This is a genomic window from Paenibacillus glycanilyticus (assembly GCF_023715145.1).
Lineage (GTDB): Bacteria > Bacillota > Bacilli > Paenibacillales > Paenibacillaceae > Pristimantibacillus > Pristimantibacillus glycanilyticus_A.
This window is the reverse complement of the sequence record NZ_JAMBNP010000008.1, coordinates 144,068-168,620: the sequence shown is the minus strand read 5'-3', so window position 1 is coordinate 168,620 and position 24,553 is coordinate 144,068. Positions and strand designations below refer to the sequence as shown.

General features: G+C 47.5%; 25 protein-coding genes. 22 read left to right on the top strand and 3 right to left on the bottom strand.

Annotation, left to right across the window (positions count from 1 at the left end):
• Window positions 1–14: 14 nt before the first annotated feature.
• The 5 genes from M3194_RS21375 (at window position 15) to M3194_RS21355 (ending at window position 2,984) form a co-directional block, all read left to right on the top strand.
• Window positions 15–560, top strand: a complete 546-nt coding sequence (locus M3194_RS21375) for an NAD(P)H-dependent oxidoreductase (RefSeq protein WP_251656107.1) — start codon at window positions 15–17, stop codon at window positions 558–560.
• Window positions 557–1,186, top strand: a complete 630-nt coding sequence (locus tag M3194_RS21370) for a DsbA family oxidoreductase (RefSeq protein ID WP_251656106.1) — start codon at window positions 557–559, stop codon at window positions 1,184–1,186. Before M3194_RS21375 ends, M3194_RS21370 begins: the two co-directional genes overlap by 4 nt.
• Window positions 1,187–1,283: 97 nt before the next feature.
• Window positions 1,284–1,907 carry an NAD(P)H:quinone oxidoreductase gene (gene wrbA, locus M3194_RS21365; protein WP_251656105.1) on the top strand — a complete coding sequence of 208 codons (624 nt, stop codon included), beginning with the start codon at window positions 1,284–1,286 and terminating at the stop codon, window positions 1,905–1,907.
• A 26-nt stretch (window positions 1,908–1,933) separates the two neighbouring features.
• On the top strand, window positions 1,934–2,671 hold the full coding sequence (locus tag M3194_RS21360) for an SDR family NAD(P)-dependent oxidoreductase (RefSeq protein WP_251656104.1): 738 nt from the start codon (window positions 1,934–1,936) through the stop codon (window positions 2,669–2,671).
• Window positions 2,672–2,729: 58 nt separating this feature from the next.
• On the top strand, window positions 2,730–2,984 hold the full coding sequence (locus M3194_RS21355; RefSeq protein WP_251656103.1) for a tautomerase family protein: 255 nt from the start codon (window positions 2,730–2,732) through the stop codon (window positions 2,982–2,984).
• Between the two features lie 298 nt (window positions 2,985–3,282).
• Here M3194_RS21355 and M3194_RS21350 read toward each other — a convergent pair whose 3' ends face one another.
• Together M3194_RS21350 and M3194_RS21345 are read right to left on the bottom strand one after the other, a co-directional pair.
• Entirely contained in the window at window positions 3,283–3,771 is a 489-nt protein-coding gene (locus tag M3194_RS21350) for a polysaccharide deacetylase family protein (RefSeq protein ID WP_251656102.1), read from the bottom strand.
• Between the two features lie 372 nt (window positions 3,772–4,143).
• The gene (locus M3194_RS21345) at window positions 4,144–4,722 is read right to left on the bottom strand and encodes a TetR/AcrR family transcriptional regulator (protein ID WP_251656101.1); all 579 of its coding nucleotides are present in this window, start codon (window positions 4,720–4,722) and stop codon (window positions 4,144–4,146) included.
• Between the two features lie 143 nt (window positions 4,723–4,865).
• Between M3194_RS21345 and M3194_RS21340 the strand changes: the two genes are divergently transcribed.
• The 7 genes from M3194_RS21340 (at window position 4,866) to M3194_RS21310 (ending at window position 11,298) form a co-directional block, all read left to right on the top strand.
• Window positions 4,866–5,417, top strand: coding sequence for a quercetin 2,3-dioxygenase (locus M3194_RS21340; RefSeq protein ID WP_251656100.1), 552 nt, complete (start codon window positions 4,866–4,868; stop codon window positions 5,415–5,417).
• A 54-nt stretch (window positions 5,418–5,471) separates the two neighbouring features.
• Window positions 5,472–6,341 carry an alpha/beta fold hydrolase gene (locus M3194_RS21335; protein ID WP_251656099.1) on the top strand — a complete coding sequence of 290 codons (870 nt, stop codon included), beginning with the start codon at window positions 5,472–5,474 and terminating at the stop codon, window positions 6,339–6,341.
• A 365-nt stretch (window positions 6,342–6,706) separates the two neighbouring features.
• Entirely contained in the window at window positions 6,707–7,894 is a 1,188-nt protein-coding gene (locus tag M3194_RS21330) for an MFS transporter (RefSeq protein ID WP_251656098.1), read from the top strand.
• A gap of 134 nt (window positions 7,895–8,028) precedes the next feature.
• Window positions 8,029–8,727, top strand: a complete 699-nt coding sequence (locus M3194_RS21325) for a DsbA family protein (protein WP_251656097.1) — start codon at window positions 8,029–8,031, stop codon at window positions 8,725–8,727.
• A 301-nt stretch (window positions 8,728–9,028) separates the two neighbouring features.
• Window positions 9,029–9,976, top strand: coding sequence for a ring-cleaving dioxygenase (locus tag M3194_RS21320; protein ID WP_251656096.1), 948 nt, complete (start codon window positions 9,029–9,031; stop codon window positions 9,974–9,976).
• 119 nt (window positions 9,977–10,095) lie between these two features.
• Complete coding sequence (wrbA, locus tag M3194_RS21315) at window positions 10,096–10,704, top strand: NAD(P)H:quinone oxidoreductase (RefSeq protein ID WP_251656095.1); 609 nt, start codon at window positions 10,096–10,098, stop codon at window positions 10,702–10,704.
• Between the two features lie 147 nt (window positions 10,705–10,851).
• Window positions 10,852–11,298 carry a MarR family winged helix-turn-helix transcriptional regulator gene (locus M3194_RS21310; protein WP_251656216.1) on the top strand — a complete coding sequence of 149 codons (447 nt, stop codon included), beginning with the start codon at window positions 10,852–10,854 and terminating at the stop codon, window positions 11,296–11,298.
• 58 nt (window positions 11,299–11,356) lie between these two features.
• Here M3194_RS21310 and M3194_RS21305 read toward each other — a convergent pair whose 3' ends face one another.
• Window positions 11,357–13,630 carry a glycoside hydrolase family 127 protein gene (locus M3194_RS21305; RefSeq protein ID WP_251656094.1) on the bottom strand — a complete coding sequence of 758 codons (2,274 nt, stop codon included), beginning with the start codon at window positions 13,628–13,630 and terminating at the stop codon, window positions 11,357–11,359.
• A gap of 171 nt (window positions 13,631–13,801) precedes the next feature.
• On the opposite strand from M3194_RS21305, the gene M3194_RS21300 reads away from it, so the two are divergent.
• The 10 genes from M3194_RS21300 to M3194_RS21255 all read left to right on the top strand — a co-directional run bounded on the left by M3194_RS21300 (window position 13,802) and on the right by M3194_RS21255 (window position 24,431).
• Entirely contained in the window at window positions 13,802–14,647 is an 846-nt protein-coding gene (locus M3194_RS21300) for an AraC family transcriptional regulator (RefSeq protein WP_251656093.1), read from the top strand.
• Between the two features lie 132 nt (window positions 14,648–14,779).
• Window positions 14,780–15,055 carry a hypothetical protein gene (locus M3194_RS21295; RefSeq protein WP_251656092.1) on the top strand — a complete coding sequence of 92 codons (276 nt, stop codon included), beginning with the start codon at window positions 14,780–14,782 and terminating at the stop codon, window positions 15,053–15,055.
• A 190-nt stretch (window positions 15,056–15,245) separates the two neighbouring features.
• A complete protein-coding gene (locus tag M3194_RS21290; protein WP_251656091.1) occupies window positions 15,246–16,001 on the top strand; it encodes a sensor histidine kinase in 756 nt (251 codons plus the stop codon).
• A complete protein-coding gene (locus tag M3194_RS21285) occupies window positions 15,982–16,683 on the top strand; it encodes a response regulator transcription factor (RefSeq protein WP_251656090.1) in 702 nt (233 codons plus the stop codon). The genes M3194_RS21290 and M3194_RS21285 overlap by 20 nt, the downstream gene beginning before the upstream one ends.
• Entirely contained in the window at window positions 16,683–18,023 is a 1,341-nt protein-coding gene (locus M3194_RS21280; RefSeq protein WP_251656089.1) for a hypothetical protein, read from the top strand. Before M3194_RS21285 ends, M3194_RS21280 begins: the two co-directional genes overlap by 1 nt.
• 91 nt (window positions 18,024–18,114) lie before the next feature.
• Entirely contained in the window at window positions 18,115–19,029 is a 915-nt protein-coding gene (locus M3194_RS21275; RefSeq protein WP_251656088.1) for an acetamidase/formamidase family protein, read from the top strand.
• Window positions 19,030–19,050: 21 nt separating this feature from the next.
• A complete protein-coding gene (locus M3194_RS21270; RefSeq protein WP_251656087.1) occupies window positions 19,051–20,445 on the top strand; it encodes an APC family permease in 1,395 nt (464 codons plus the stop codon).
• A gap of 447 nt (window positions 20,446–20,892) precedes the next feature.
• Complete coding sequence (locus M3194_RS21265; protein WP_251656086.1) at window positions 20,893–21,876, top strand: ABC transporter permease; 984 nt, start codon at window positions 20,893–20,895, stop codon at window positions 21,874–21,876.
• A gap of 15 nt (window positions 21,877–21,891) precedes the next feature.
• Window positions 21,892–22,773, top strand: coding sequence for a carbohydrate ABC transporter permease (locus M3194_RS21260; RefSeq protein ID WP_251656085.1), 882 nt, complete (start codon window positions 21,892–21,894; stop codon window positions 22,771–22,773).
• 65 nt (window positions 22,774–22,838) lie between these two features.
• On the top strand, window positions 22,839–24,431 hold the full coding sequence (locus M3194_RS21255) for an extracellular solute-binding protein (RefSeq protein WP_251656084.1): 1,593 nt from the start codon (window positions 22,839–22,841) through the stop codon (window positions 24,429–24,431).
• Window positions 24,432–24,553 lie beyond the last annotated feature (122 nt).

The following is a 24,553-nucleotide window of genomic DNA, read 5'->3' as shown; positions in this document are numbered from 1 at the left end:
AATGGAGCTATCTAATGAAAACTCTCGTAATTGTAGCGCACCCGAATTTGGAAGCATCCAACTGGAACAAAGCATGGGTCGAAGAATTAAAGAAGAACGGCGACATCACGATCCACGAGCTGTATAAGGAATATCCGAGCGAGAACATCAACGTTCAGCGCGAGCAGCAGCTCGTTGAAGCGCATGACCGTATCATTTTCCAATATCCGCTTTATTGGTACAACATGCCGCCGCTGCTCAAAAAATGGTTCGACGGCGTGTTGCTCTACAACTGGGCTTACGGTCCGGAAGCGACTGCGACAACCGGCAAAGAAATCGGCGTAGCCATCTCGACTTACGGCACGACGGAATCCTACCAGCCTACGGGATCCAACCGTTTAACGCTGGAACAAATCCTGGCGCCGATTCAAGCAAGCGCGCGCTTCATTAGCGCTGTATACTTGCCGCACTTCTCGGTTAATGACACGTCGGACGTGACGCCTGAGCGTTTGGCTCAAAGCAGTAAAGCGTACGTAGAGCACATTAAGTCGGTTAAACCGGTGGGGGAGGCAGCATTATGAAGAACGTAACGATCGACGTTTATATGGATACGGTGTGTCCGTGGTGCCGAATGGGAGATGCAAGCCTCAGAACCGCGCTGAAGGAGCTGCCGGAAGGCACGAACGCTACGGTTCGCTATCATGCGTACCAACTGAATCCCGGCATTCGCAAGGAAGGCGAGGATTACCGCAAGGTCATGATCGGCCGCTTGGGCGGAGAAGCACAATTCGAAGCTAGAATGAAGCAATATAATCAAACCGGCGCACACTTTGGCTTGAATTATAATATGGATTTGGTGAAATATACGCCAAATTCAGTGTTGTCGCACCAACTGATCGCCATTACGCCGGAGCATCTGCAATCGCAATTGCTCGAGCGATTATATACGGCTTATTTTGAAGAAGGCGTTAATCTCGGCGATGTGGACGAGCTTGTGAAAATCGCTCAAGCGAGCGGAGTTACGAGCGATCCAGCGGCACTCAAGGCGCGGCTCCTTCAAGGAGAGGGACTTGAGAAGGTGGAAGAAGGACAGAGCGACGCGCAAAAGCTTGGTATAAGAGGCGTACCTTTCTACATCATCAACGATAAGCAAGCCTTAACAGGCCTTCAATCGCCTGCTGATCTGATTAACGCATTCCAGAGGTAATAAACAGCACGCCGGTATCTTAATTTCATCATACACGTAAAGTTTGGAGCGATAATAAATGGGGATTTTTAATTGGTTTAAAAAGGAGAACACTACAATGACAACTACTAACGTGAAATTAGCCGTTATTTACTATAGCTCAAACGGGACCAACTACCAATTGGCCCAATGGGCAGCGGAAGGCGGCCGTGAGGCCGGGGCGGAAGTGAAAATCTTGAAGGTTGCAGAAACAGCACCTCAGTCCGTGGTGGACGGCCAACCGTCCTGGAAAGCGCATCTCGAGGCGACGAAGAACGTGCCGACCGCGACGATAGAGGATTTGGAGTGGGCGGATGCCATTATTTTCAGCATGCCGACCCGATTCGGGAATTTGCCGGCGCAATTGAAGCAATTCCTCGATACGACCGGCGGTCTATGGGCGCAAGGTAAAACGGTTAATAAAGTCGTTAGCGCAATGACATCCGCTACAAATCCGAATGCGGGACAAGAGCAGACGATCCTGCAGCTGTACACGTCCATGTACCACTGGGGCGCTATCGTTGCCGCACCTGGCTTCACCGACCAGGCGGTTTTCACAGCCGGAGGGAACCCGTACGGCACAAGCGTGACCGTTGGTCAAGACGGCAAAATCAAAGAGGACGCGCGCGGAGCGGCAGCGCATCAAGCTAACCGCACCGTATCGATTGCAAAAGCGTTGAAAATTGGTTTGAACAATAATTAATAATACAAACGGGGAGCGATAATAATATGAGCAATCAAGGAAAAGTATATGTCATTACCGGCGGCAGCAGCGGACTTGGCAAAGCAATGGCAGTGGAACTAGTAAAACGCGGCGCAAATGTCGTTATCAACGGACGCCGTGAACAAGCGCTGGCGGAAGCCGCGAAGGATATCGATCCAACAGGCAAGCACGTGCATATCGTAGCGGGAGACGTCGTGGAACCTAACGTCGCGCAGCGACTAATCGATGAAGCATTGGAGAAATTCGGCCGCGTCGACACGCTGATCAACAATGCGGGTATCTTCATCGCGAAGCCATTCACGGAGTACACCGAGGAAGACTTCACAAGATACATGGGCACGAACGTGGTTGGCTTCTTCCATCTGACGCAGCGCGCGCTTGTGCAAATGCTGAAACAAGGCACTGGCCACGTTATCAGCATCACGACAAGCTTAACGGATTCGCCGACGGAGCAAGTTCCTTCCGCGCTTGCAAACTTGACGAAGGGCGGTTTGAACTCCACGACGAAAGCGCTGGCGATTGAATATGCGAAACGCGGCATCCGGGTGAACGCGGTGTCACCAGGCGTTATCAAAACGCCAATGCATGCGCCAGAAACGCATGATTTTTTGGCCAAGCTGCATCCGATGGGTCGTATGGGTGAGGAACAAGAGATCGTCGAAGCAGTGCTCTACTTGGATTCGGCACAGTTTGTAACGGGTGAAATTCTTCACGTGGACGGCGGCCAAAGCGCCGGACACTAATATATTCGAGATAAATTCCGCAATCAAATCTGATCATAAATGAATGGAGGGTAATATTATGCCAATCGTAAATATTCAAGTTACGCGAGAGGGCACGACGCCTGACCGTGATTCGGTGACAGCCGAAGAGAAAGCAGCCCTCATCAAGGGCGTTAGCGAATTGCTGCTTAACGTGCTGAATAAACCGCTGGAATCGACATTCGTGGTGATCGAAGAAGTCGACACCGACAACTGGGGCTGGGGCGGACTTCCGGCACTGGAGTATCGACGGAAGCTGGCAGCGCAGAAGGCAGCCACCGAAGGTAAATCTTAAGAGTAAGCAAGACGGGCCGTTTAACATGAGAAAGCAGCATCAAATGAAGATCCGTAATTGGTTAGGGTATATTCAACCTTTGGCGGCACAATCGATTGCTGTAGGCAAAGCAAAGAAACCGGGATACCAATCGGTCAGGCTAGAGGTAGATGAAGTGTAGCTTGAGGGCTATCAGGAAGTGAAAGATATCTTGAAGAGCAATCCGATTCAACCGATGAAGGAATTCACTTGCACAATAGAAGGATATCCTTTGCCTTATACGGCAAAGGGTATCCTTTTTGCGGCTTCGTATTTGAATTTAGCGGTACTTCTTTAGCCGTTCGAGGAATTTGGTGCTTGAGAGTGATGGCGATCCTGCATTAAGGCGGAAGATTTCATCTGTCCCTTGTTTGTTGATGCCAGGTTTTGTTGTGAAGAACAGAGTAACACCCGCATTTTTCTCAATCTGCTTAACCGTAGGGCTATAGACTCCGTATGGGAACGCGATCACATCCTCTTCAACCCGAGCCTTGTATTCGGCAGTTTCATAACCGTCATCGAAAGTAATGACAACGGCATTGTCCGGCACCGTGGTTTTGTTATGCATAAAGTCCGCAAATTGCTCTACGCTGATTACATGATAACCATTATCCTTCAAAACCTTCATTAGAGCATTGAAACGACTCGGGGAAATGGTTTCGCTGCTTTCCTTCACATCACTATGATGATACATGAGTACAATAACCTTATTCTTATAATAAACAAATTGATGAGTAGTTGGTTGTGAGGGTTTGTTTGCAGCATTCATGAAACTTTTCCATGTCAGTTGATTGTAAGTAAGGAAGAATTGGCCGGTCTGCCCGCTGCCTTCCGAAGCGTCGATTTCCGCATTGCATGCGGGTGCAGTAAGCGGATTTCTTTCTACGGAGAATGATCATTCTCCTTATCCGCAAGCAAATCATATCTTATAGGAATCGATCAGTAAAGATACATTTTTTTCCGGTATGGGCTGTGTAACTTGACTTGAATTTTGATTGGCGGAAGGAAAGGGAAGATGATAGATAAAAAGGAAGAAATCTTGGCAAACAAAAAAACAAAGAAAGCTTGAGAAATCAAGCTTTCTTTGTTTTTTGCTGCGTAACGTGAAATATTTATGCGAGCAAGCTTCAAACGTCAAGCATTAAGCGTCAAGTATCGCTATGGAAGCATCCGCTATTTGATGCAGCTTCTTTTTATCCGTTGACGTTCGAACTAAGACTCTTAATCCAATAAGCGTAGTCTGCAAACTAGCTGCAAGTATCTCGGCATCCTTATCAATTGGAATCTCGCCCGAATGCTGGGCTTTTTGAATGAGATCTATGAAAACTTTCTCCGTGTAATTAAAACCTTCGGTTGTTATTTCTCGTACCTCCGGATCCCTCATAGCCAGTTCGGTTACAGAATTCACAAATAAGCAGCCTAACGGTCGATCGTCGTCTACTTCAATCAAATAATCAAACATGAAGCGAATGACTTGTTTCGCCGTAAATCCGCGCGTTATTGCTGCCAGAAGAGTTTCTCTTTTCTGTTTCTCGTACAGCTCCAACGTCTTTACAAAGAGGCTATGCTTATCGCCAAAAGTAGCATACATGCTTCTGCGATGTATACCCATATGGTCAACAAGGTCCTGAAGAGAGGTTTTTTCATAACCCTTTTCCCAGAATAAATGCATCGCTTTTAGAAGTACTTCATTTTCATCGAACTCTTTGCTTCTTGTCATCGTGTTCACCCCTTCCTTACGATTTTATCATAATGAGAACGATCGGTAAAATATAAATCACGAACAAATGACCGATAGGAAGAAATTATGAAATATTAAGATTGTTGTGGATGCGTTGACAAAACATGAAGAGAATTCTTATTATGAGAATGATCGATCTCGTTACTGCGCAGGTAAAAAATCGACAACTAGAGGGGACTGGGAAAACCATGAACAATCAAAGCAAAGCAGGAGTAATGCGTCGTAAATCCGACACTGACAATACGTACTTATTCTTAACCGACATTAATTCCATCTTGGTTAGCGGAGAAGATACAAACGGGGAATTTTGCGTGGTGCATTGTTCCGCTAATGAGAATGACGGCCCGCCGCTTCACATCCACGGAAACGAAGACGAATCTTTTTACGTGTTGGACGGAGAGCTGGAGATGATTCTTGGAGATGACACGTTTTTAGTGCAACCAGGAGAATATGTATTCGCCCCTCGCGGCATTCCACATACCTTTAAAGTGAAATCGAAAAAGGCTAGATTCTTAGTTACGGCCTATCCTGCGGGATTTGATTCCTTTGTGATGGAGCTTGGCGTTCCCTACGTGGAAGGAATGGAAGCTCAAATTTCGCCTCCTACTCCCGAGTTTTTCCAGAAGCTTGAAGAAGTCTCCAGAAAATATAATATTACGTATCCGGGTCTTTGATTTTCCTTTGCATGCCAGAAAAGGCGCTTTTATTTGAGATTGGAGAGATACGTTATGACGACGCCGAGACCCTATAAAATTTTGATCGACGGAGTAGTGCAAAGCTTTCACATCGCCGGCAGCGGGCCGGTTTGTCTGGTTCATGCAGGAGGTCCCGGGTTCAATTGGATGTATATGCGCATGCCCCTGCTTGAACAAACCATGACCGTTGTCTATATCGAGCCTATAGGAACGGGAGAGTCAGGGCTGTTCCCAGACGGGGATTACAGCATGCCGCGATACGCTTATCATGCGCATAAGATTGCTGAGCACATTGGAGCCGAGAAGCCCTACTTCTTGGGTCATTCGCATGGAGGCTTTGTGGGACTTCAATATGCTTTAGATTACCCGGATGAGATCGGGGGACTCATTCTCCATAGCAGTGCTCCATGCATGGTACCCGAACTCGGAATGGAGCAGACACGGCAAATCAAGCTTTATGCTGAGCGCTGGCCGGATCGACCGGAAGCTCAAGATGCGTTGCAGGCTTGGATGGACCTAGGATCGGGAGCCGCGCAAGACAGCGAATCGTTCCTAACCCTGTTGGGGCGGTTGTTACCCGCATTCTTCGGCAATTATTGGAACCTGCCGGAGGAGTTCAAGGAGTGGAAAGACAATTTGAATTTTTACCTAATTCCTCGAAATCCGCATACTTGGGATGTGAGGGAGGTTTTATATACGATAGATACGCCTACTCTCATTTTGGTCGGAGAGCACGATTTCAACTGCGGCCCGCGTTGGGCAGCCGAAATGGACGAGAAAATGCCTAACTCGCAGCTTTACACCTTTGAAGCAGGCGGTCATATGAGCCATGTCGAGAGCCCGAAGGAATTCACGAAAGTCGTGAATGATTTTGTCCTTCAGCCTATTCAGACCAAGAATTAATGAATGTTGAAGAGCATGAATATTCGCGCAAAATAATGAAGAAGGGCTGCCTTGGGCAGCCCTTCTTTTTGGAATATGGGATTGGAATACGCATCCAAGCATGCCAGAGGCTCACAACGATTTATTTTCACAAGTCTAATTTGTACATAGTAGTTGAATTGGAGACGGTCCATGATTGATGTGGATTGTCTATTTTTTTGAGCCAACTTACCCTGAAATTCGCATTTCTATTCAATAAAAAAATTGGAAAAGAGTTATGTGATGAAGTCACGGTGTACTTAAATATGGCAGTGATATGATCCATTCTGCCAGCTTTGAAGAAAGGCATAATTAAAAAACAATGATAAAGACTGGAAGTGAATTTCATGAGCTCTCGAGAAAGGCTCTGGACAAAAAGCTTTATACTGCTTGGACTCTCCAACTTGCTCTTATATGTCGCAATAGAGATGCTGCTGCCTACACTTCCTATATTTGCTGACGAGCGTGGAGGGAGCGGGTCGCAGATTGGAATGCTGCTTGGCATCTTTACATTCTCAGCTGTACTGTCAAGGCTTCTTATTAGCTTCGGACTAAAAAAGTTCGGCAAGCGAAAAATGCTCCTAATCGGCGTGTTGATTAGTCTGATCGGAATGGCCAGCCATTATGCAGCCAATTCGGTTTCAGCCTTGTTGACGCTGCGAGTTATCCATGGCTTTGGCTTTGGTATTGCAACCGCTCTTTACGTCACGCTTGTATCCGATGTGATTCCAGCAGCACGCCGAGGGGAAGGGATGGGCTATTTCGCAATGGGCAACGCTATCTCTTTCTCACTTGGACCGTTGTTTGGATTATGGCTCCTAGATCAATACGATTTCTCCGTATTGTTTGGCGCCGGAGTGATCATCCTTGCTATTGCTTTAGTCCTGCTGCTGCTCGTTCGAAAGACTGGGGAGCTGACGGAGGCAATTCCAGCGCCAGCCCCGCCCGCATACGGTTCAACCGTGCGCAAGCATTCCGCGTGGACGGAGATTATTGAGCCAAAGGTGCTTGTGCCGTCATTCCTTGGTTCATTTGTTGGCTTTTCATTTGGAGGACTGCTCAGCTTTGTGACCTTGTTCAGCATGGAAATCGGCATCAAGGAGACAGGTTGTTTTTTTCTTGTCGTGGCAATCAGCGAGGTGCTTATCCGATTCGTGAGCGGTCCGTTATTCGATCGGAAAGGGGCTTCGTGGGTGTTAATCCCAGCTCCGGTCTTTTGCATCGTCGGCTGCGTACTGCTGTACTATACGGACTCGCTGATGATGCTGCTTCTGGCCGGGGTATTCAGCGGGGCGGGCTTTGGAGCTTTGTTCCCTGCTCTGCAGGCTTGGGTCATTAACTTGGTGGAGCAGGAACGCCGTGGCCTCGCTTCGGCGACGTATTATAACTTCCTGGATCTTGGCATTGGGTTCGGCTCTATCCTGCTGGGGGTTGTTGTGTCACTTACAGGCTATGCCGCGATGTTCCTATTGTCGGGTATTTTGTATGCTCTATTCTTGATCGTTTATTTTATGTATTTGCTCCGCAAGCAATGAAGTTTATTGGAGCGGAGACACTCAGGTTTAAATAGTCAGTTGACAATCCCAGTGGTTGCAATTATTGTCTTAGTTGTAACAATTATAGTTACAATTAAAAACGGTTAAAATACCTTGGAGGAGAACGATGTTTGATGAAACAAAACGATCTTGCCCTTATTTACGCATGGGATGCTTATTGCGGCTGGTGTTACGGATTCTCGAAGACCCTTCAGATTTTTCATGAGAATCATCCCGAATTGCCCTTAACTGTATGGTCTGGGGGCTTGTTTGTTGGCCGGAATAAACGGCCAATAGGTTCATTCCCGCATGTTCCAGAAGCGAATAAAAGAATCAGTCAGTTAACGGGTGCAGAGTTTGGCACCTCATACCAATCACTGCTGGAGGAAGGGCATTTTGTCATGGACTCTGAGATAGCAGCTAAAGGCTTTTCCGCATTGCGTACCTTTGCACCAGAGCGTGCCTATGATTTAGCCTCTTCGATGCAGCACGCGTTTTATTATGAAGGCAAGAGCCTTAGCGATCCGGCAACATACAGAGATATTGCGATGGCTCATAACCTCGACCCTGATGGTGTTCAAGGTCAGTTTGAGTCTGCGGTTTCCACCAAAGATGCCCACGCGGATATTGCGATGCTTCAGCAGCTCGGCGTGCAGAGTTTTCCTACCTTGTTATTGCAGAAAGGTGGCGAGTATTTCGGGTTTGGCGGAGATATAATGACCGTCGAGAAGCTTGAGACTCGTTTGGTTAGAATGATTCAGGAAATAGAGAAACAGGAAACCATTGAAGCATCCACAGGAATGTCATGCGATCTAGCTTCGGGGAGCTGTTAATCCAGTTTGGTTGGAATAGTTAGGGGTGACAAATGAATAATTAAATTGCCATGCATTTATAATAAAAATAATGAAAGAGCACTGAAGATCCATTATTATTATTCGTGCCTTAATAATCATTAGTTCAGACGCAAGGCTTCTAAAAATCAACCATTGACATTTATCTTTGATCATTGTATCTTAGATTTAAGATAATTAATTTCGAGATATATAGGGGCGGTTATAATCAGTTCCTTTATATCAACAGATTCTATATCTTAGGCACGAAAGGTTAACTTCAATCATATGAGGGGGAAATTCCATGACTTTGCAAACCGCTGGAATTCACCATATTACAGCTTTTGCAGGCGACCCGCAGAGGAATGTTGATTTTTATGCAGGCGTACTTGGTTTGAGGCTTGTAAAGAAAACCATTAACTTCGATGCGCCTGATGTCTATCACTTGTATTTCGGTGATAAAGCGGGCAATCCGGGTACGATCATTACGTTCTTCCCTTCACGCGGTGCGCAAAGAGGCGAAATCGGCGGCGGACAGGTTGGTACGACCACCTATGTCGTGCCGACAGGTTCTTTGAGCTTTTGGGAGGAAAGATTAGCTCAATTCGATATTTCGTTTGTGAAGACTTCCCGGTTTTCGGAAGAGTATTTACAATTTTCCGATAATGATGGATTGAGACTTGAGATTGTCGAGCGCGAGGAAGGTGCCCTGAGTGAGTGGTCTTTCGGAGGTGTTCCGGCAGATAAAGCCATTAAAGGATTCGGCGGAGCGATTTTATTAAGCACGAATGCTAAGGAAACCATGAATGTGCTGACTAATGTCCTTGGGTTAGAAAAAGTCGGAGAAGACGGAAAGTACGCACGGTTTCAGGCTTTTGGTTCGATCGGCAACATTATTGATGTCCCTTTGCATAATATTCCGTGGGGTGCGGGCGGCGCAGGCACCGTTCATCATATTGCATGGCGTGCCAAAGACTTTGTAGAGCATCAGGAATGGCAGCATATGGCTGCTAACAACGGTTTGCGTCCTACTCCAATCATTGATCGCCAATATTTTAATGCGATTTACTTCCGCGAGAACGGCGGCATTTTGTTTGAAATTGCTACAGATCCGCCGGGATTCGCGAATGACGAAACGCAGGAGGAGCTGGGTCAGACACTAATGCTTCCTTCGTGGTACGAGCCTCACCGCGCAACCATCGAGGCGAATCTTTTGCCTATCGAAGTAAGAGAGCTCAAGAGTAAGAAATGAGGCAATAATTAAAATACAAAACATTTAAATGCCATCCCGGCATTGAATGGATAGGAGTTGCATGATAAATGGGTTTTTGGCAAAAAATTTTAGGAACTGAAAAAGAGGAGAGAAAAGAAATGGAAAACGTTAAATTGGCGGTTATCTACTACAGCATGACGGGAACAAACTACAAAATGGCACAATGGGCAGCTGAAGGGGCAAGAGAAAAGGGCGCGGAAGTAAGAATCCTAAAAGTGCCTGAGCTCGCTCCGGCGGATGCGATTGAGTCCAATCCGGCGTGGAAAGCTCATGTCGAGGAGACGAAAAATGTTCCTAACGCTACGCTAGACGATTTGGAGTGGGCAGATGCGATTATCTTTAGCGTACCTACCCGATTTGGCAGCATGCCAGGACCGTTAAAACAATTCCTGGATCAAACTGGCGGACTCTGGTTCACCGGCAAGCTCGCAAATAAAGCGGTTAGCGCAATGACTTCGGCACAAAATGCGCATGGCGGTCAAGAGCAAACGGCACTTGGCATTTACACGATTATGTATCACTGGGGCGCGATTGTGGTTGCACCGGGTTATACCGATTCTTCCCTATTTGCGGCCGGCGGAAATCCATACGGCACAAGCGTCACGGTTCAAGACGGAAAAATGGTTGAAGATGTTCAAAACGCCGTGAAGCATCAAGCGAAGCGCACGGTATCTGTTGCGGAATGGATCAAAGCAGGTCAGCAATAATCAGATTCTAAGAACGAAGAGCCTTATACACCTAGACGTGTAGAAGGCTCTTTTCGTTAGACTAAGGTTGCTTCTGTAATCTTGCGCGGTGTATATTTACGTTAGCAAAAGAGATTTGGTTTGAACATTGAGGTGAAACCCTATTCTATGAATTCTAATCAGGATTTATCTTTGAAGCTTTTTGTTGTCTTATCCAAAGCATATAAAGTGACGATGGAACGTGCAGTTAAAGATATGAAGAAGCACGGTTTGTCTGAAACGGAATTTACAGTGCTAGAGCTGCTGTATCATAAAGGCAAGTATTCCATTCAACGTATCGGAGAAAAAATACTAGTCACAAGCGGCGGCATGACCTACACGATTGATAAGCTGGAAAAGAAGGGTTATTTGAGACGTGTTGCATGCCCGGAGGACCGCAGGGTAACTTACGCTGAAATGACGGATGAAGGCGCAGAGTTATTGCGGAATATATTTCCGTCGCATGCGCAAGTCATCGAATCGCTGATGCAAGGTCTTTCCGTAGAAGAGAAAGAGCAGGCAATTGCGTTAATTAAGAAGATTGGCATCGGTGCTCAAGCCATCAAAATTGACTAATCCTATGTCAGGTAGAAAAGGAGCGTCCAATGCCGAGACGCTCTTATTTCTTTCCTTACTATTTATCTCTCGTATGCTTGATCGTCCTTAGAACGCCATAAATGCCGTTTATCTTCCCGATTGGCATGAACTTAACGGTTACGGATGTTTTGCCTGCTGTTAAAGCATGGGGAAGCTCAAACGTCTTTTCATAGAAACTTCGCTTCCAGGCGTCTGGGAAGGTCTCGGTTGCCAGAAGCGTATCGTCGATATAAATGCCAAAGCTTCTGTCCGTATGCATACGGTTAAAGGTAACAGATAACGCTGCATCCTGCTCAATTTTCATTAAATAGCTGAACCATCCGCCGTTTTCCGCCATTCTGCCGTTTAATCCTTCCCACGTACCGCCATGCGTGCGCTCGCCCTCGATTTGATGCTCCAATTCATATTGATCATTACCAACCTGCACAGAATCAATCGTAGCTTCTCTTAACTCGCGTTCCCGGATCACGGCTTCCTTATGCTGCCGTAGCTCTTCGGATTCATCATCCAGGAAGCTCCAATAAATGCCGTATCTTTCATGGTGCTGCAGATAATGGGGAGTAAAGATCAACTGTTCATCCATATCGGTATTTTTTAAAGTAAAAGCCAGTTCATTCCCATCGCGGACGACATGCTTATCAAAGCGGCTAAACCATTCTTTGACGCTCATCCCTTGAGGCACGACATAATCCTTAACAGCCATCCTTCTTGTCGCGATGTTAACGATGACCCCGGTTCTTGATTCAACCATATCTTCCTTGCCTAGCGCGGCGCTGAGAACGACGGGACCATATTGCAGGCCAATGACATGAGGAGCATCCGGCAGAGATGAGAAAGACACCTTCATTGGAATCCGAGCTTCAATGGTATCCCCATCCTGCCAGATCCGGTCAAGAACAACATACTGCTGCTGAACAGAAGCAATAACCGCTTCTCCGTTAAGCATGATGTCGACCTCTCCAGCGGCCCAATAAGGGATACGAATATGAATAGCAAGCCGTTTGGGACTATCCGTGCCTATCGTAACATGAACAAGGTCGCTATGCGGCAGCGAAGTCGTCTGCGTAACAACGGTTTGCTGCTCCGACCAATCCAGCCTGCTGCTGTAGAATTGATTAATATAAAGATTATGGTCCAAATGGAAGTAGATGCTGTCATTCAGCTTGGTAAAGCTCTCCATTCCCGTACCCGTACAGCACCAAAAGTGTTCAAAGGGCGAGCTGTAAATTTTAAAGTAGCCCGTGGCCATCGGCTGGAAATACATCGTCATGCCGGTTTCCGGATTTTGCGAGGAAAGGATGGCATTTATATACGTCCTCTCGTAAAAATCGGCGTATTTGCTGTTTTGCGTGAGCTTGAACAGTTCTTTGGTCAGCTTCAGCATATTGTAGCTGTTACAGGTTTCGCAGGTTACGTCCGAGCGTTTGCCGTCCAGCATATCCGGCTCTCCGAAATGCTCGCACTCGCTGTTGCCGCCGGTGAGATAGCTGTGATGATAGACGACCGTATCCCAGAAGTTAACCGCCGCTTCCAGGTAGCATCGCTGGCTTTCGCCTAGCGTTAAATAACGGTTCAAGGCACCGATAAACTTCGGAATCATGGTATTGGCATGCTTGCCTCTAAGGACATCCCTTCCTTCCCGAAGCGCTTCGAATAAACGGATCTCATCGAACTTGTGAGCGGCTTCCAGATGACGGCTGTTGCCGGAGAGCTTGTACAAATCATACATGCAGTCGTTCATGCCGCCGTATTCTACCGCAAGAACGGTCGCTTGAAGTTCCTCCGACCAGGAACAGGAACGTTCCGCAACCCAGTCGCCAAGGCGGCTCACAACCTCATAAGCCTGCTGCAGCTTGGTTGCCTGATAGATGGCAATTAGTCCGGCAATGATTTTGTGCATGGTGTACCAAGGAACCCACGCGGGCTTCCGATTCTCTACATTGTCAAACAAAGTCTCGGGAAAAGCGGATAAATAACCGCTGTCCTGCTGGGCTTCAGCCAGCTCTGCAACCATATATTTCAGCTTCTCGAGCAGCCCGAAATCCTGCGTTTGAGCATAGGCTTGGGATACGGCCGTTAAATAATGTCCTAACGTATGGCCGCGGATTTCGGTATTCTCCCAGCCGGGATACTTGTCTGCTTTTGGCTTAAGACCGCTTGTCTCCCTGAATCCGGCAAGCAGCCGGTCCACGTCATAACTGCGCAAATAGTCCAATTCTTTCTGAAAGGCGTTCGTTTGGTATTCACTGTACAATGTCACCCGGTCCAACCCAAAATGGTTCAAAATCGTATTGCTTGTTACAGCCTTCATGAACATCATCCTCTCGCGAATATGATAAAAGCTTATTACTAGCTGGCATGTCCGGTAAATGGCGTAAGGTTTGATTATGTGTCAAAAAGGAAGTTTATTTGAATGGGCCTAGCCGCTTTGTTTGATTTGTTCTACAATGAGGTGTAAAAAGGGCAGAAAGGATGGCGGCTCATGACCAGCTTCAGCTTCCGCGTAGATCGGCCGGTATCCCTGGTAATGACCGGGAAATTTGTCGCGCCGTCTCCGGAGTGGATGCATATGCACCGCATGCTGTACGAGTTTGAACTGTTTATCCAAACCAGAGGAACGTTATATATAGCCAAAGGCAACGAGCGTCATGTCCTGAACGAGGGGGATTTCCTGCTTATGCCGCCGGGAGCTGAGCAAGCCGGTTACCGGGAGTCGGACTGCAGCTTTTATTGGCTCCATTTTTCCGTTCAGGGTGGTTACCTGATCGAAGAACATGATCCGGGCTATGAGCCGGGAAAAGTATGGATTCCGGAGAAAGGGACACTCCGAAGTCCGGATAAATTGATCGTATTGCTCAAGCAGCTTCAGGATTCCGTCCGCAGCTACCGGGAGCAGACGCTGAATAATTATTTGACCACGGGAATATTGTGCGAACTATACAATCAGCTCTATTTCGTGCAGAACCAAACGGGCAAAAAATTAAAGCAGCAGCAGCTTTTCAATGACATTGTCGATTATATCAAATGGAATCGGAAGGAGAATTTGAAGGTCAGCCAATTGGCAGAGCATTTTGGTTATAATGCCAAGTACTTGTCCTTCTTGTTTTCTGAGATTTCGGGAATGCCTCTGAAACAATACTTACTTCAAGAAAAGATGGATGCCGCTAAATCGCTTTTGGCGGATACCAATTTAAGTATCAAAGAAATTTCTCAACAGCTTGGCTACCAGGACAGCCATCCGTTCATGCATAGCTTTAAGAGAATTACGGGATTAACTCCAACGGATTACCGCAATGCCTATGCCAACCGGCTTTTATTTTACAGATAGGCCGAAGAGGGATAGAGTAATGCAGCCGGACCGCGTGTGGTTATCGCTAGAGGAGGGAGCTCATGAAGCTGTATCATAATTTTTAAATGGTGCATCCAGTCAGGGGATCGAGGTATACCCGGATCCGGGTTCATGTATTCCATGGTCGACAACCTGACAACGAGCCAGACGAGCAGACAAATTCACGAGACAGCCTTTAGAGCCTTTGATTTCGGGCTTAGCTCCGCGATGGGCTGGATATACTTTGTGATGATCTCTCTTGTGCTCTGGATTGTGACGCTGCTGATGCCGGTAGATATGTATGACTCGACGGTGGGAGTGTCCTTCTGGCGATTCTTCCGCTCATTATTATGTACTTATTCGTGCAAAGGCATTTCGTCGAAAGCATGGAGCGAAGCGGTATCGTAGGTTAAGTATAGGGAGATAAGAGCCCACAGAAGTTTGTGCGGCTCTTTTTTATTTGTATGTTTCTCATATCTCTTAGCTGTGAAATAACTTATCAAGTATGCTTCTATTGATTATACTGCTGATAGGAGCTTGTAATCCGATAATCGGCCCCAAATCGTTACTCTTCGATGGAGGGAGGAAGGTAAGTCAGGTGTTTGTTGTCATCGTTTTTCTAGGCGTACTAGCCCCGATCATAAGCGTAGCTATTCTGCTGATGCTCCGTTTGCTCGATCACGAGCTGGATATATTGGAACTGGAGAATGTAAGGATACGGCTTGAAAAAGAGCTTCATGTCAGCAAATACAATCAATTAAACGAACAAATTCAACCCCATTTCTTATTTAACACGCTTAATGCGCTCCTGTCGCTCAGTCGACTGAATCGGCACCGGGATTTAACCGCTGGCTTGGAGCGGTTCTCTCTCTTTCTCCGCTACCGTTACCGGGACAACGAACAGAAGCATCTCGTCTCCTTCCAATCGGAACTGGAGCATACGAACAACTACTTAGCGATTCAGCAGCTTCGTTTCGGACCAAGATTGCAGATCGACTATGATATTGACAGCGAGCTGCTCTACTGTCAGGTGCCTCCGTATACCCTGCAGACGCTGGTGGAAAATGCCTTCAAGCATGGATTGGAACAACGAGTCGGCGAGAAATATTGTTTTATTGGCTTGAAGCGAGAAGGGAATTGGGTTGAATTATCCGTGGTGGATAATGGAACCGGCGAAATCGGTGATTCTCAAGGGGACGGTATTGGACTCTCTAACGTCCGTCAGCGGCTGGAGCTTGTATTCGACCTGCCGACATCGCTGACCTTGCGGAAGAACAATTGGAATCAAACAGTTGCAACGGCCAGATGGCCTTATGTTCCGGGAGATGAAGGAAATGAACATTCTAATCGTTGATGATGAATACTTGGAGCTTGAACAGATGGAATATTTAATTCGGCGGAAATACCCTCATTTTCAATGCTTTTGCGGAGAAGATGCGGTAACAGCGATGCGGGTGCTGGATTCGCATGCCATCCAGTTGGCCTTTGTTGACATCCTCCTGCCGAATGAAGACGGACTTAAGCTGTCCGAGCGTATGGTGGAACGGCAGCCGGATATGGATATCGTGATCGTATCGGCCCATCAAGACTTCAACTATGCGAAGAAGGCTATACAACTGGAGGTTCTCGATTATTTGGTAAAGCCCTTTCTGGAGAGCGAGCTGTACGACACGATTGAAAAGTGGCTCAGCAAGCATCATTACAAGGTGGGCCGTTCGCCTCATGTGCAGCATGTGCTTAAGCGAATCCAGGAAAGCTACTCCCAAAAGCTGAGTCTAAACGATATTGCGAAGGAAATTCCGATTAATCCATCTTATTTGAGCCATTGCTTCTCAGACGAGATCGGGGAAACGTTCCAGGAATACCTTCTATCCTACCGCATTAACCAGTCCAAGAAGCTGCTGGAGCAGCACCCGGATTGGAGCATGACGGTCATAGCGGAGCGGGCGGGCTTCTCCAGCCAGAATCACTTCAGCAACGCCTTCAAAAAAATTACAGGCGTTACGCCAAGCAAATTCAAGGGGCAGGGTCAGTAATGGATTGGTATGTCATTTTATTTCTAGCCATTGTATTGCTCATTGTACATATGAAGGAGATTGGCGAGCATCGGCATGTCTCTCACTATTTTCTCCCTCATCGGGAGCTTCGCTTGTCTCACGGCATTTTCCTGCTTCTCATTCACTTCGTCAGCGGGCTGCCGTTGTTCATCCCGATAGCCGTAACCTACCGGTACCACTATGCAGGCGGAGCGGTTCTTGCTTTAGCTGGAGTTGTTGTAATGGCAGCGGTTGTTAACAGACTGGAGATGAGAAGGAATGAGATCGCAAGCAGCGATAATGTTACGGAATACTTGAGAAGGCTGTTCCGCGGTAAAAGCCATATTCCGATGCTTATTGTTCTTCTGGCTGCAGTCAGCGAAGGACTGGTGCTTAATACATGGTTTGCCGGCTATTTGTTGAATAGCATGTTTGGCATTCCGCCGCTGCTTACGATTGCGCTGCTTCTCGCCTTCACATTGGTGTATGCGGGACTGGGAGGCATCAACGGGTTTCACCGGGTCGGTCTATGGCTGTTTGTGTTTTTCTTTGCCGCCTTGACGTTTATCCCCGTATCGGTATACCTGCTTAAGGGCATTGATCCGACATGGCTGCAGCTTCAAGAGCTGCATCTTTTGCAAGCAGATCCCAAGTATCTTCTTGCCGGTACGCTGGCTTATGCCGGCCTGTTCGCGGGACGGCTCATGCTGCAAATGTTAGTCTACCCCGAATACTCGCTTATCAAAAAAGAAAGAAGCCGCATGACCTTCCGGCTTGCTACAGCATGTTGGTGTGCTTTGCCCTTAGCGGGCTCTATTATTTTGCTGTATCTGCTTTCCCTGTCTCAGCCTTCCGGTGCATCTCCGATACCTCTGCCAGACATGTTGGCTGTCATCCCAAGCGAGCTTGCTTTGCCGGTACTTTACTTACTCCTGCTGCTTCTGCTCTCGTCGTTCGCTATTGGAGCCGGCGTGTCCTTGCTCGGGATGCTTCATGCGCTGCATGGCTCATGCGGGTTCTTATCAAGCACCCGGCGGATCTATGCAATGGGCGTGTTTCTGTGCGCCATACCGCTGGCTGCCGTGCCATTTATGGAGGAGGTGGTACCGGCGGGCGTTGTATTTTACGCGCATTTGTTTTTATCCGCTGCCTATCCGTTATACAAGCTGCGTAACCGCTCAGGTCTGAATGGCTATGCTCTTTCCGGAGCCATCTTGCTTGCGACCTGCGTTGGGTGTGCGGTGACTTGGTCCCTTCAATGGGTTTGGGGCTCGGCCGCTTGTGTCATGATATCTTACATATATGTACGTGTTTATGTCAGGAATATTAAAAAAATATAAAATACATGCAAAACTATCTAAAACGGATGCAAAAAACGCCCGTTTTTTTTTTATATACTTAACCCAAGACATTCATATAGGAGGTTGTTCGATGCAAACCGTCTCTAAAGAGCAATTCGTTTATTCTTTCAGTAAGGATAATTCACATGCGCTTAAGGTACCTTCCGGCTCAACGATTGTTATGGAGACCTGGGATTGTTTTCGAAATCAGATTCAATCGGAGCAGACAACCGTATCCTCCATTGATTGGGAACAGATCAATCCGGCTACCGGACCGATTTACGTGGAAGGCGCTAAGCCCGGCGATTTGCTGAAGGTCCATATCGATGCCATTGAGCTAGGTGAGCAAGGCCTTATGGCAGCCGGCCCTGGGCTCGGCGTTATGGGGCATCGTCTGGATGCGATGCAGTTCAAGCTTATTCCGATCAAGGACGGCAAAGCGATTTTTAATGACAAGCTTCATCTGCCGCTTAACCCGATGATTGGCGTTATTGGCGTGGCTCCTGAAGACGAGGCGGTTCCGTGCGGAACGCCGGGTCCACATGGCGGCAATATGGATACGAAGCTCATTACGACCGGCGCCACGCTGTACTTGCCCGTTTTCCAAGAAGGCGCGTTGTTTGGGTTAGGAGACGTGCATGCGGCTATGGGAGATGGAGAGATCGGGGTGACCGGCATTGAAATTCCGGCGAAAGTAACCGTCACGCTGGAGGTTTTAAGCGGACAATCTATTCCTTATCCGTTCTTGGAGAACGGGGAGGGGATCTCATCTATCGTATCCAAAGAAACGCTCGACGAGGCCGCGAAAAGCGCCGTAGAAATCATGATTGATGCGCTTCTGCCTCATATGGATATGTCGTTGCCGGAGCTTGTTATGCTATGCAGCGCGGCTGGTCAATCTCAAATTTCACAAATCGTAGATCCGCTGATGACCGCTCGGTTCTTCATGCCATGGAGCGTATTAGATGTATATGGAGTAAATCTGTTTAAACCTGCCAATATTTAATGACAGAATAGAGGGATGATCATGAGTTCGACGAATATAAATAGCTCTCCGTCCGTCGAGACAGAGGGTTCCGCCAATATTGAGCAATTTGGTTATAAGCAGGAGCTTAAGCGTTCGTTGTCGTTTTGGGATCTGCTGATTTACGGATTGATATTTATGGTGCCTATTGCGCCGTTTGGCATCTACGGCTATGTCGCGCAAGGTTCTTACGGGATGGTCGGATTAGCGTACTTAATTGGTATGATCGGAATGGTCTTCACGGCGCTTAGCTACGCTAGAATGTCGGAAGCTTTCCCTATCGCGGGCTCGGTATATTCGTACGCCCAAAGGGGGATTAACGAGCATGTCGGCTTTTTCTCCGGTTGGGTGATTCTGCTGGATTACATCATGATTCCATCCCTGCTGTACTTGATCAGCTCTTCGGCGCTGCATGACGTGCTGCCGGGCGTCCCGGTCTACGTGTGGCTGCTGATTTTTATCGCTTTTAATACGGTTATTAATATTTTCGGGATTGAAATTACGGCAAAGGCTAATAAAATCATTCTTGTGCTCGAGCTTCTCGTTCTAGTTGTCTTCGTGGCCGCGGCTGTCATCACTGTTGCCAAGGGTGTAAACGGCGCTTCGTTTACGATTAAGCCGTTGTACGACAAAGCCCACTTTAACTTAAGCACCGTCATGGGAGCAGTTTCCGTTGCCGTTCTAAGCTTCCTCGGCTTTGATGCGATCTCTACGCTTGCGGAAGAAACCAAAGGCGGCAAAAAAGTGGTTGGACGAGCCGTTATCTTCTCCCTGCTTATTGTAGGTATCATCTTTATTATTCAGACTTGGGTGGCCGCTCTCGTATGGCCGGATTACACGACCTTTGAGAATGCGGATGTAGCTTTTTATCAAATCGCAGAGCTCGCCGGAGGCCCTTGGCTGAAATGGACGACGATCATTGCCACGGCATTCGCCTGGGGCGTTGCCAACGCGCTTGTCGCGCAGGCTGCGATTTCGCGTATCTTGTACAGCATGGCGCGTGATAAGAAAATGCCTGGCGTACTGGGCAAAATCCATCCGACCTTCAAAACGCCTTACATCAGCATTTTGCTAGTCGGCGCTATTTCGCTGGTTGTGACGTTTATATTCACCAAGCAAATCGCTACACTGACGTCGCTGGTTAATTTCGGAGCATTAACCGCATTCCTGTTCCTGCATCTGTCGGTTATCAATTACTTTATCCGGAAGCAAAAGAGCAAGAACTATCTGAAGCATCTGATTTATCCGATTATCGGTTTTGTCATTATCGGATATGTATGGTACAGCCTGGATGCTGCTTCCAAGAAATTCGGCTTCATCTGGATGGGCATCGGGATTATCTACATGATTTATCTGAAGCTGACGAAAAAGGATTCTTCGCTTGCTGCGGATATCTAAACCCGGCTGCCTATAACTACTCAATAAAAAACAATCCTCCTTCATGATTAATGGTAAACGGGTCCCCATAGACTGGACACTTGAAAAAAGTGTTTAGGCTGTGGGGCCTTTTTTTATACGGGTAATGACATCTAAGGAGGGCATTATGAGCAAGAAATATATGCGACGTCTAGATTTAGTTTGTCCTCATCGTAAGCCTAATCCTTACAAGAGAATGGCCAAGGCAACGCAAGAACATCGAGTTGTACCAAATAAGCTGGAACGGGACTTCAAGAAGTTAACTCATTTTTTCTAAGTGTCCTTGACGTGGGGACCAGTTTAAAAGTGTGGATTGTCTTTTTTTAAGCCAAGCAAAGCAATCTTAAAAAATGACAACGCTTTCTTAAGAATGTTGGCTTTCGACCGCTTGGTCCCGGCGGGTACACTAAAAACAAAGGAGGAGCAGATATGGAGTTGGGTACTCGGGTTACGGGAACTACGGGAAAAACAGAAGCACGAGCGCAGTTTTGGAAGCGGTTTAAAAAACAAAGAACGCTGCACCTGTTCGTCGGGCTCGGCATGATATTTTTGCTGGTCTTTGCCTATACGCCGATGTTCGGCATTCTAATGGCATTCAAGCAGTATTCCATCTCGAGCGGAATCAAGGGCATTTTTACGAGCGAATGGGTGGGCTTGAAGCATTTCAAGGAATTCGTTAACGACTACCAGTTCGGAATGATCGTTCGAAATACGCTGGTATTGAGTCTTCTAAAAGTCTTTTTCGCTTTTCCTGCTCCCATATTGCTGGCCATTCTATTAAGCGAAGTTAAAAATTTGAAATTTAAGCGTTTTGTCCAAACGGTCAGCTATTTGCCCCACTTCATCTCGTGGGTTGTCGTCGCAGGCATCGCTTTCGCCTTTCTGTCGACGGATGTCGGCATGGTCAATAAGGCGCTTCTAGGACTCGGCTTAATTGACAAGCCGCTTGACGTATTAACGAATGCCAACTACTTCTGGGGATTTGCGACGGGAAGCGCCGTCTGGAAGGAAATGGGTTGGTGGACGATCATCTTCCTGGCCGCTATAGCGGGCATCAACCCGTCGCTGTACGAAGCCGCGCAGATTGACGGAGCGGGCCGCTTGGCCCGAATTCGCCATATTACGTTCCCCGGAATGAAAGGAACGATTGTAGTCGTGCTTATTCTGACGATCGGAAGCATTCTGGGCGGAGGACTGGTCGGCTCCAACTTCGAGCAGGCGTTCCTGTTCGGCAACAGCATTAACAATCCGACCTCGGAGATCGTGCAAACCTATGCGTTTAAGGTTGGATTAAGAGACGGAAGATTCTCTTATGCGGCAGCGATCGATTTGATTCAATCCGTCATTTCCGTCGTCCTGATTTTCTCCAGCAACTATATTGCCAAACGCACTTCGGGTTCAAGTCTATTCTAGGAAAGGGGAGCGGGCATGCAGCTCAGCCAGAAACAAAAAGACCGCATCATGGATGCCTTGGTTTATGCATTACTAGCCATTCTGACGTTATCGATGCTTTATCCGTTCTATTACGTTCTGATTCTTTCCTTCAATAAAGGAACCGATTCTCTTCTCGGGGGCGTTTATCTATGGCCGAGAACCTTCACCTTTGAAAACTACGTGAGGTTTTTGGATGACCCCCACTGGTATAACGCATTTTTGGTCACGATTATGAGAACGCTTGCAGGAACCGCCTTAGGCGTCCTTTTTACCTGCTTGGTCGCGTATGGGCTTTCGCACCGCGATCTGCTGTTCCGCAAAAGTTACTTCACGGTCATTATATTCGCGATGTACTTTTCCGGCGGTTTGATTCCGTATTACGTTGTTCTGCGCTCCGTGGGATTGCTGAACACGTTTGGCGTCTATGTCATTCCTTCCATGCTGAGCACGTTTTTTCTGCTCATAGCGATTTCGTTCTTTCGGGAGATTCCGAGCGAATTAAAGGAATCGGCTCACATGGACGGGGCTGGCGAGCTTGTTATTTTCTACCGGATCATTCTTCCCGTCTCGATGCCGCTGATCGCAACCATGTCGTTATTCCTCGGGGTTGGTCAATGGAACTCGTGGCTGGATTCCGCTTACTTCGTGCAGTCTGAGGGCCTGCGTACGCTTGCCTTCCGGATGATGGAGGTTATCAACAAGAGCAATGCGCCGATGGATGCCATTGCTGTTGCGAACAGCGCCTCAGCGGGCGTCACCAGCTATTCGCTTCAGGTAGCGGCCATGGTTGTCTCTATCGCGCCTATCGTATGCGTCTACCCGTTTCTCCAAAGATTTTTTATTCAAGGCATTATGCTAGGTTCCGTGAAAGGCTAATTTTATGTTGGCATGATATTAAAGCGTTTGCTTTAATATAAACATCACTTGTTGGAGGGGTTACTTTGAACAGAAACAAAGGAAAGAAGGCTCTGCTCCTATCGCTCATCCTTATGATGACGATAGCGCTGATGTCCGCATGCGGCGGCAATAACAACAATGACGGCCAAAAAGAGAATGCAGGTGCCACAAACTCATCTGGAACATCCTCGGAACCGCCCGCAAAAAACAACGAAGTGAAGGAGCTGTCCCTGTTTATCGATGCTTCCTGGTATCCGGTAAAGGAATGGAAGGGACCGGTTGCCGAGAAAATTACCGAAAAGACGGGTATTAAGCTTAACGTGACGGTCGCCACGGACGACAAGCAGCTTCCGCTGATGATCGCTTCCGGCGATCTCCCGGATCTGGTTTTTACTAACGCGAACATCGAACGGATGTCCGATTCAAAGCTTTCTTATCCTTGGAACGAGCTGATCGAGAAATACGCGCCTGACTTTAAGATCGATCCGATACGAATTGCGATCCACACGATGGATGACGGCAATTTCTATACGGTGCGCAACTCCTTCGCGACGCAGGAGGAAATGGCGCAGAACAAATACTCGGTCGGCAGCGACGGCAACCCGGGTATCGCGGTGCGCGAGGATATTCTGAAGGAGCTGGGCAATCCGCCGGTCGACACCATCGATAATTTTGTAAAGGTTTTGGGCATGGTCAAGCAAAAATACCCGGACATGGTTCCATTGATTATGGATAAGGACTGGATCGAGCAATATTTCCTGCAGCAGTTCGGAGTCGAAGGACTTCTGGACGGCTGGTACGAGCGGGACGGAAAAGTCGACTATGCGATAAGACAGCCGGAAATGCTGGAGTTTTTCAAATTCATGAACCGTCTTTACCGCGAAGGGGACATACTGGCAGAGAACTTCGCTTATACGAACGATCAGATTGACGATCAATATGCGACCAGCGGGAAGGCGTTCGCGCATAGCCATACGGTCAGCATTGCGGACATGGACAATATCAAGGTCAAAAACGCGGGCGGTTCGTATACGTTCCAAATGCTGCCTAGCGCCATCTCGAAAAATACGAAAGCGGTCAGCTCGGGACTGGGCTTCGCGGGTACGTTCATCACGAAGAAAAACAAGGATCCCGAGGCATCGATCAAATTCCTTCAATATCTCGCAAGCGACGAAGGAAAGAAATTGACGATGTTTGGCGTCGAAGGCGAGCATTGGACCTGGAATGACGAAGGTTATCCGAATTTGAAATATGATCCGTCCGATGCCGATTTCGTTAACACAAACGGAATCAAATGGTGGTACTTGTACAACGACGGCGTGACGGAAGGAATGCTGAGCTACGTGCCGGGGGCTCAGAAGACGAAAGCCTTGATGGAGAAAAAAGAGTTTACCATATACAAACCGGAGCTTGGTTTGATTCAATTGCAGCCGGATTCGGAAGAGAAGACGATCAAAACCAAGATCGACGAAATGATTAAAAACGAGAAGGTCAAAATTTATTTGGCAAAATCGGAAGAAGAAGCCGTGGCAAATTACGAAACTATGGTGAAAAACGCGGAGAAGATCGGTTTGGACCGCTTGGTGGATTGGGCAAACCAAACCTATCAGAAAAAGAAAGAGTTGTTTAAAAAATAAGACAAAGTCCGGTAGTAGCGCGGGTGCGTTACCGCCGGACTTTGTATGCTAATTGCGAGGATCGTTCCGGGACTCTAGCGGAATTCTTGTGTACGTGATACGTTAACGATATATGGATTCCT

Excerpts from the sequence above, each read along its gene's own strand:
- M3194_RS21305 (WP_251656094.1), bottom strand. The coding sequence starts at position 13,630 with ATGAAGGCTGTAACAAGCAATACGATTTTGAACCATTTTGGGTTGGAC.
- M3194_RS21375 (WP_251656107.1), top strand. The coding sequence starts at position 15 with ATGAAAACTCTCGTAATTGTAGCGCACCCGAATTTGGAAGCATCCAAC.
- wrbA (WP_251656095.1), top strand. The coding sequence starts at position 10,096 with ATGGAAAACGTTAAATTGGCGGTTATCTACTACAGCATGACGGGAACA.
- M3194_RS21340 (WP_251656100.1), top strand. The coding sequence starts at position 4,866 with ATGAGAATGATCGATCTCGTTACTGCGCAGGTAAAAAATCGACAACTA.
- M3194_RS21285 (WP_251656090.1), top strand. The coding sequence starts at position 15,982 with ATGAACATTCTAATCGTTGATGATGAATACTTGGAGCTTGAACAGATG.
- M3194_RS21370 (WP_251656106.1), top strand. The coding sequence starts at position 557 with ATGAAGAACGTAACGATCGACGTTTATATGGATACGGTGTGTCCGTGG.
- M3194_RS21300 (WP_251656093.1), top strand. The coding sequence starts at position 13,802 with ATGACCAGCTTCAGCTTCCGCGTAGATCGGCCGGTATCCCTGGTAATG.
- M3194_RS21260 (WP_251656085.1), top strand. The coding sequence starts at position 21,892 with ATGCAGCTCAGCCAGAAACAAAAAGACCGCATCATGGATGCCTTGGTT.
- M3194_RS21345 (WP_251656101.1), bottom strand. The coding sequence starts at position 4,722 with ATGACAAGAAGCAAAGAGTTCGATGAAAATGAAGTACTTCTAAAAGCG.
- wrbA (WP_251656105.1), top strand. The coding sequence starts at position 1,284 with ATGACAACTACTAACGTGAAATTAGCCGTTATTTACTATAGCTCAAAC.
- M3194_RS21310 (WP_251656216.1), top strand. The coding sequence starts at position 10,852 with ATGAATTCTAATCAGGATTTATCTTTGAAGCTTTTTGTTGTCTTATCC.
- M3194_RS21295 (WP_251656092.1), top strand. The coding sequence starts at position 14,780 with ATGTATTCCATGGTCGACAACCTGACAACGAGCCAGACGAGCAGACAA.
- M3194_RS21320 (WP_251656096.1), top strand. The coding sequence starts at position 9,029 with ATGACTTTGCAAACCGCTGGAATTCACCATATTACAGCTTTTGCAGGC.
- M3194_RS21355 (WP_251656103.1), top strand. The coding sequence starts at position 2,730 with ATGCCAATCGTAAATATTCAAGTTACGCGAGAGGGCACGACGCCTGAC.
- M3194_RS21280 (WP_251656089.1), top strand. The coding sequence starts at position 16,683 with ATGGATTGGTATGTCATTTTATTTCTAGCCATTGTATTGCTCATTGTA.
- M3194_RS21325 (WP_251656097.1), top strand. The coding sequence starts at position 8,029 with ATGAAACAAAACGATCTTGCCCTTATTTACGCATGGGATGCTTATTGC.
- M3194_RS21330 (WP_251656098.1), top strand. The coding sequence starts at position 6,707 with ATGAGCTCTCGAGAAAGGCTCTGGACAAAAAGCTTTATACTGCTTGGA.
- M3194_RS21335 (WP_251656099.1), top strand. The coding sequence starts at position 5,472 with ATGACGACGCCGAGACCCTATAAAATTTTGATCGACGGAGTAGTGCAA.
- M3194_RS21265 (WP_251656086.1), top strand. The coding sequence starts at position 20,893 with ATGGAGTTGGGTACTCGGGTTACGGGAACTACGGGAAAAACAGAAGCA.
- M3194_RS21350 (WP_251656102.1), bottom strand. The coding sequence starts at position 3,771 with ATGAATGCTGCAAACAAACCCTCACAACCAACTACTCATCAATTTGTT.
- M3194_RS21270 (WP_251656087.1), top strand. The coding sequence starts at position 19,051 with ATGAGTTCGACGAATATAAATAGCTCTCCGTCCGTCGAGACAGAGGGT.
- M3194_RS21275 (WP_251656088.1), top strand. The coding sequence starts at position 18,115 with ATGCAAACCGTCTCTAAAGAGCAATTCGTTTATTCTTTCAGTAAGGAT.
- M3194_RS21360 (WP_251656104.1), top strand. The coding sequence starts at position 1,934 with ATGAGCAATCAAGGAAAAGTATATGTCATTACCGGCGGCAGCAGCGGA.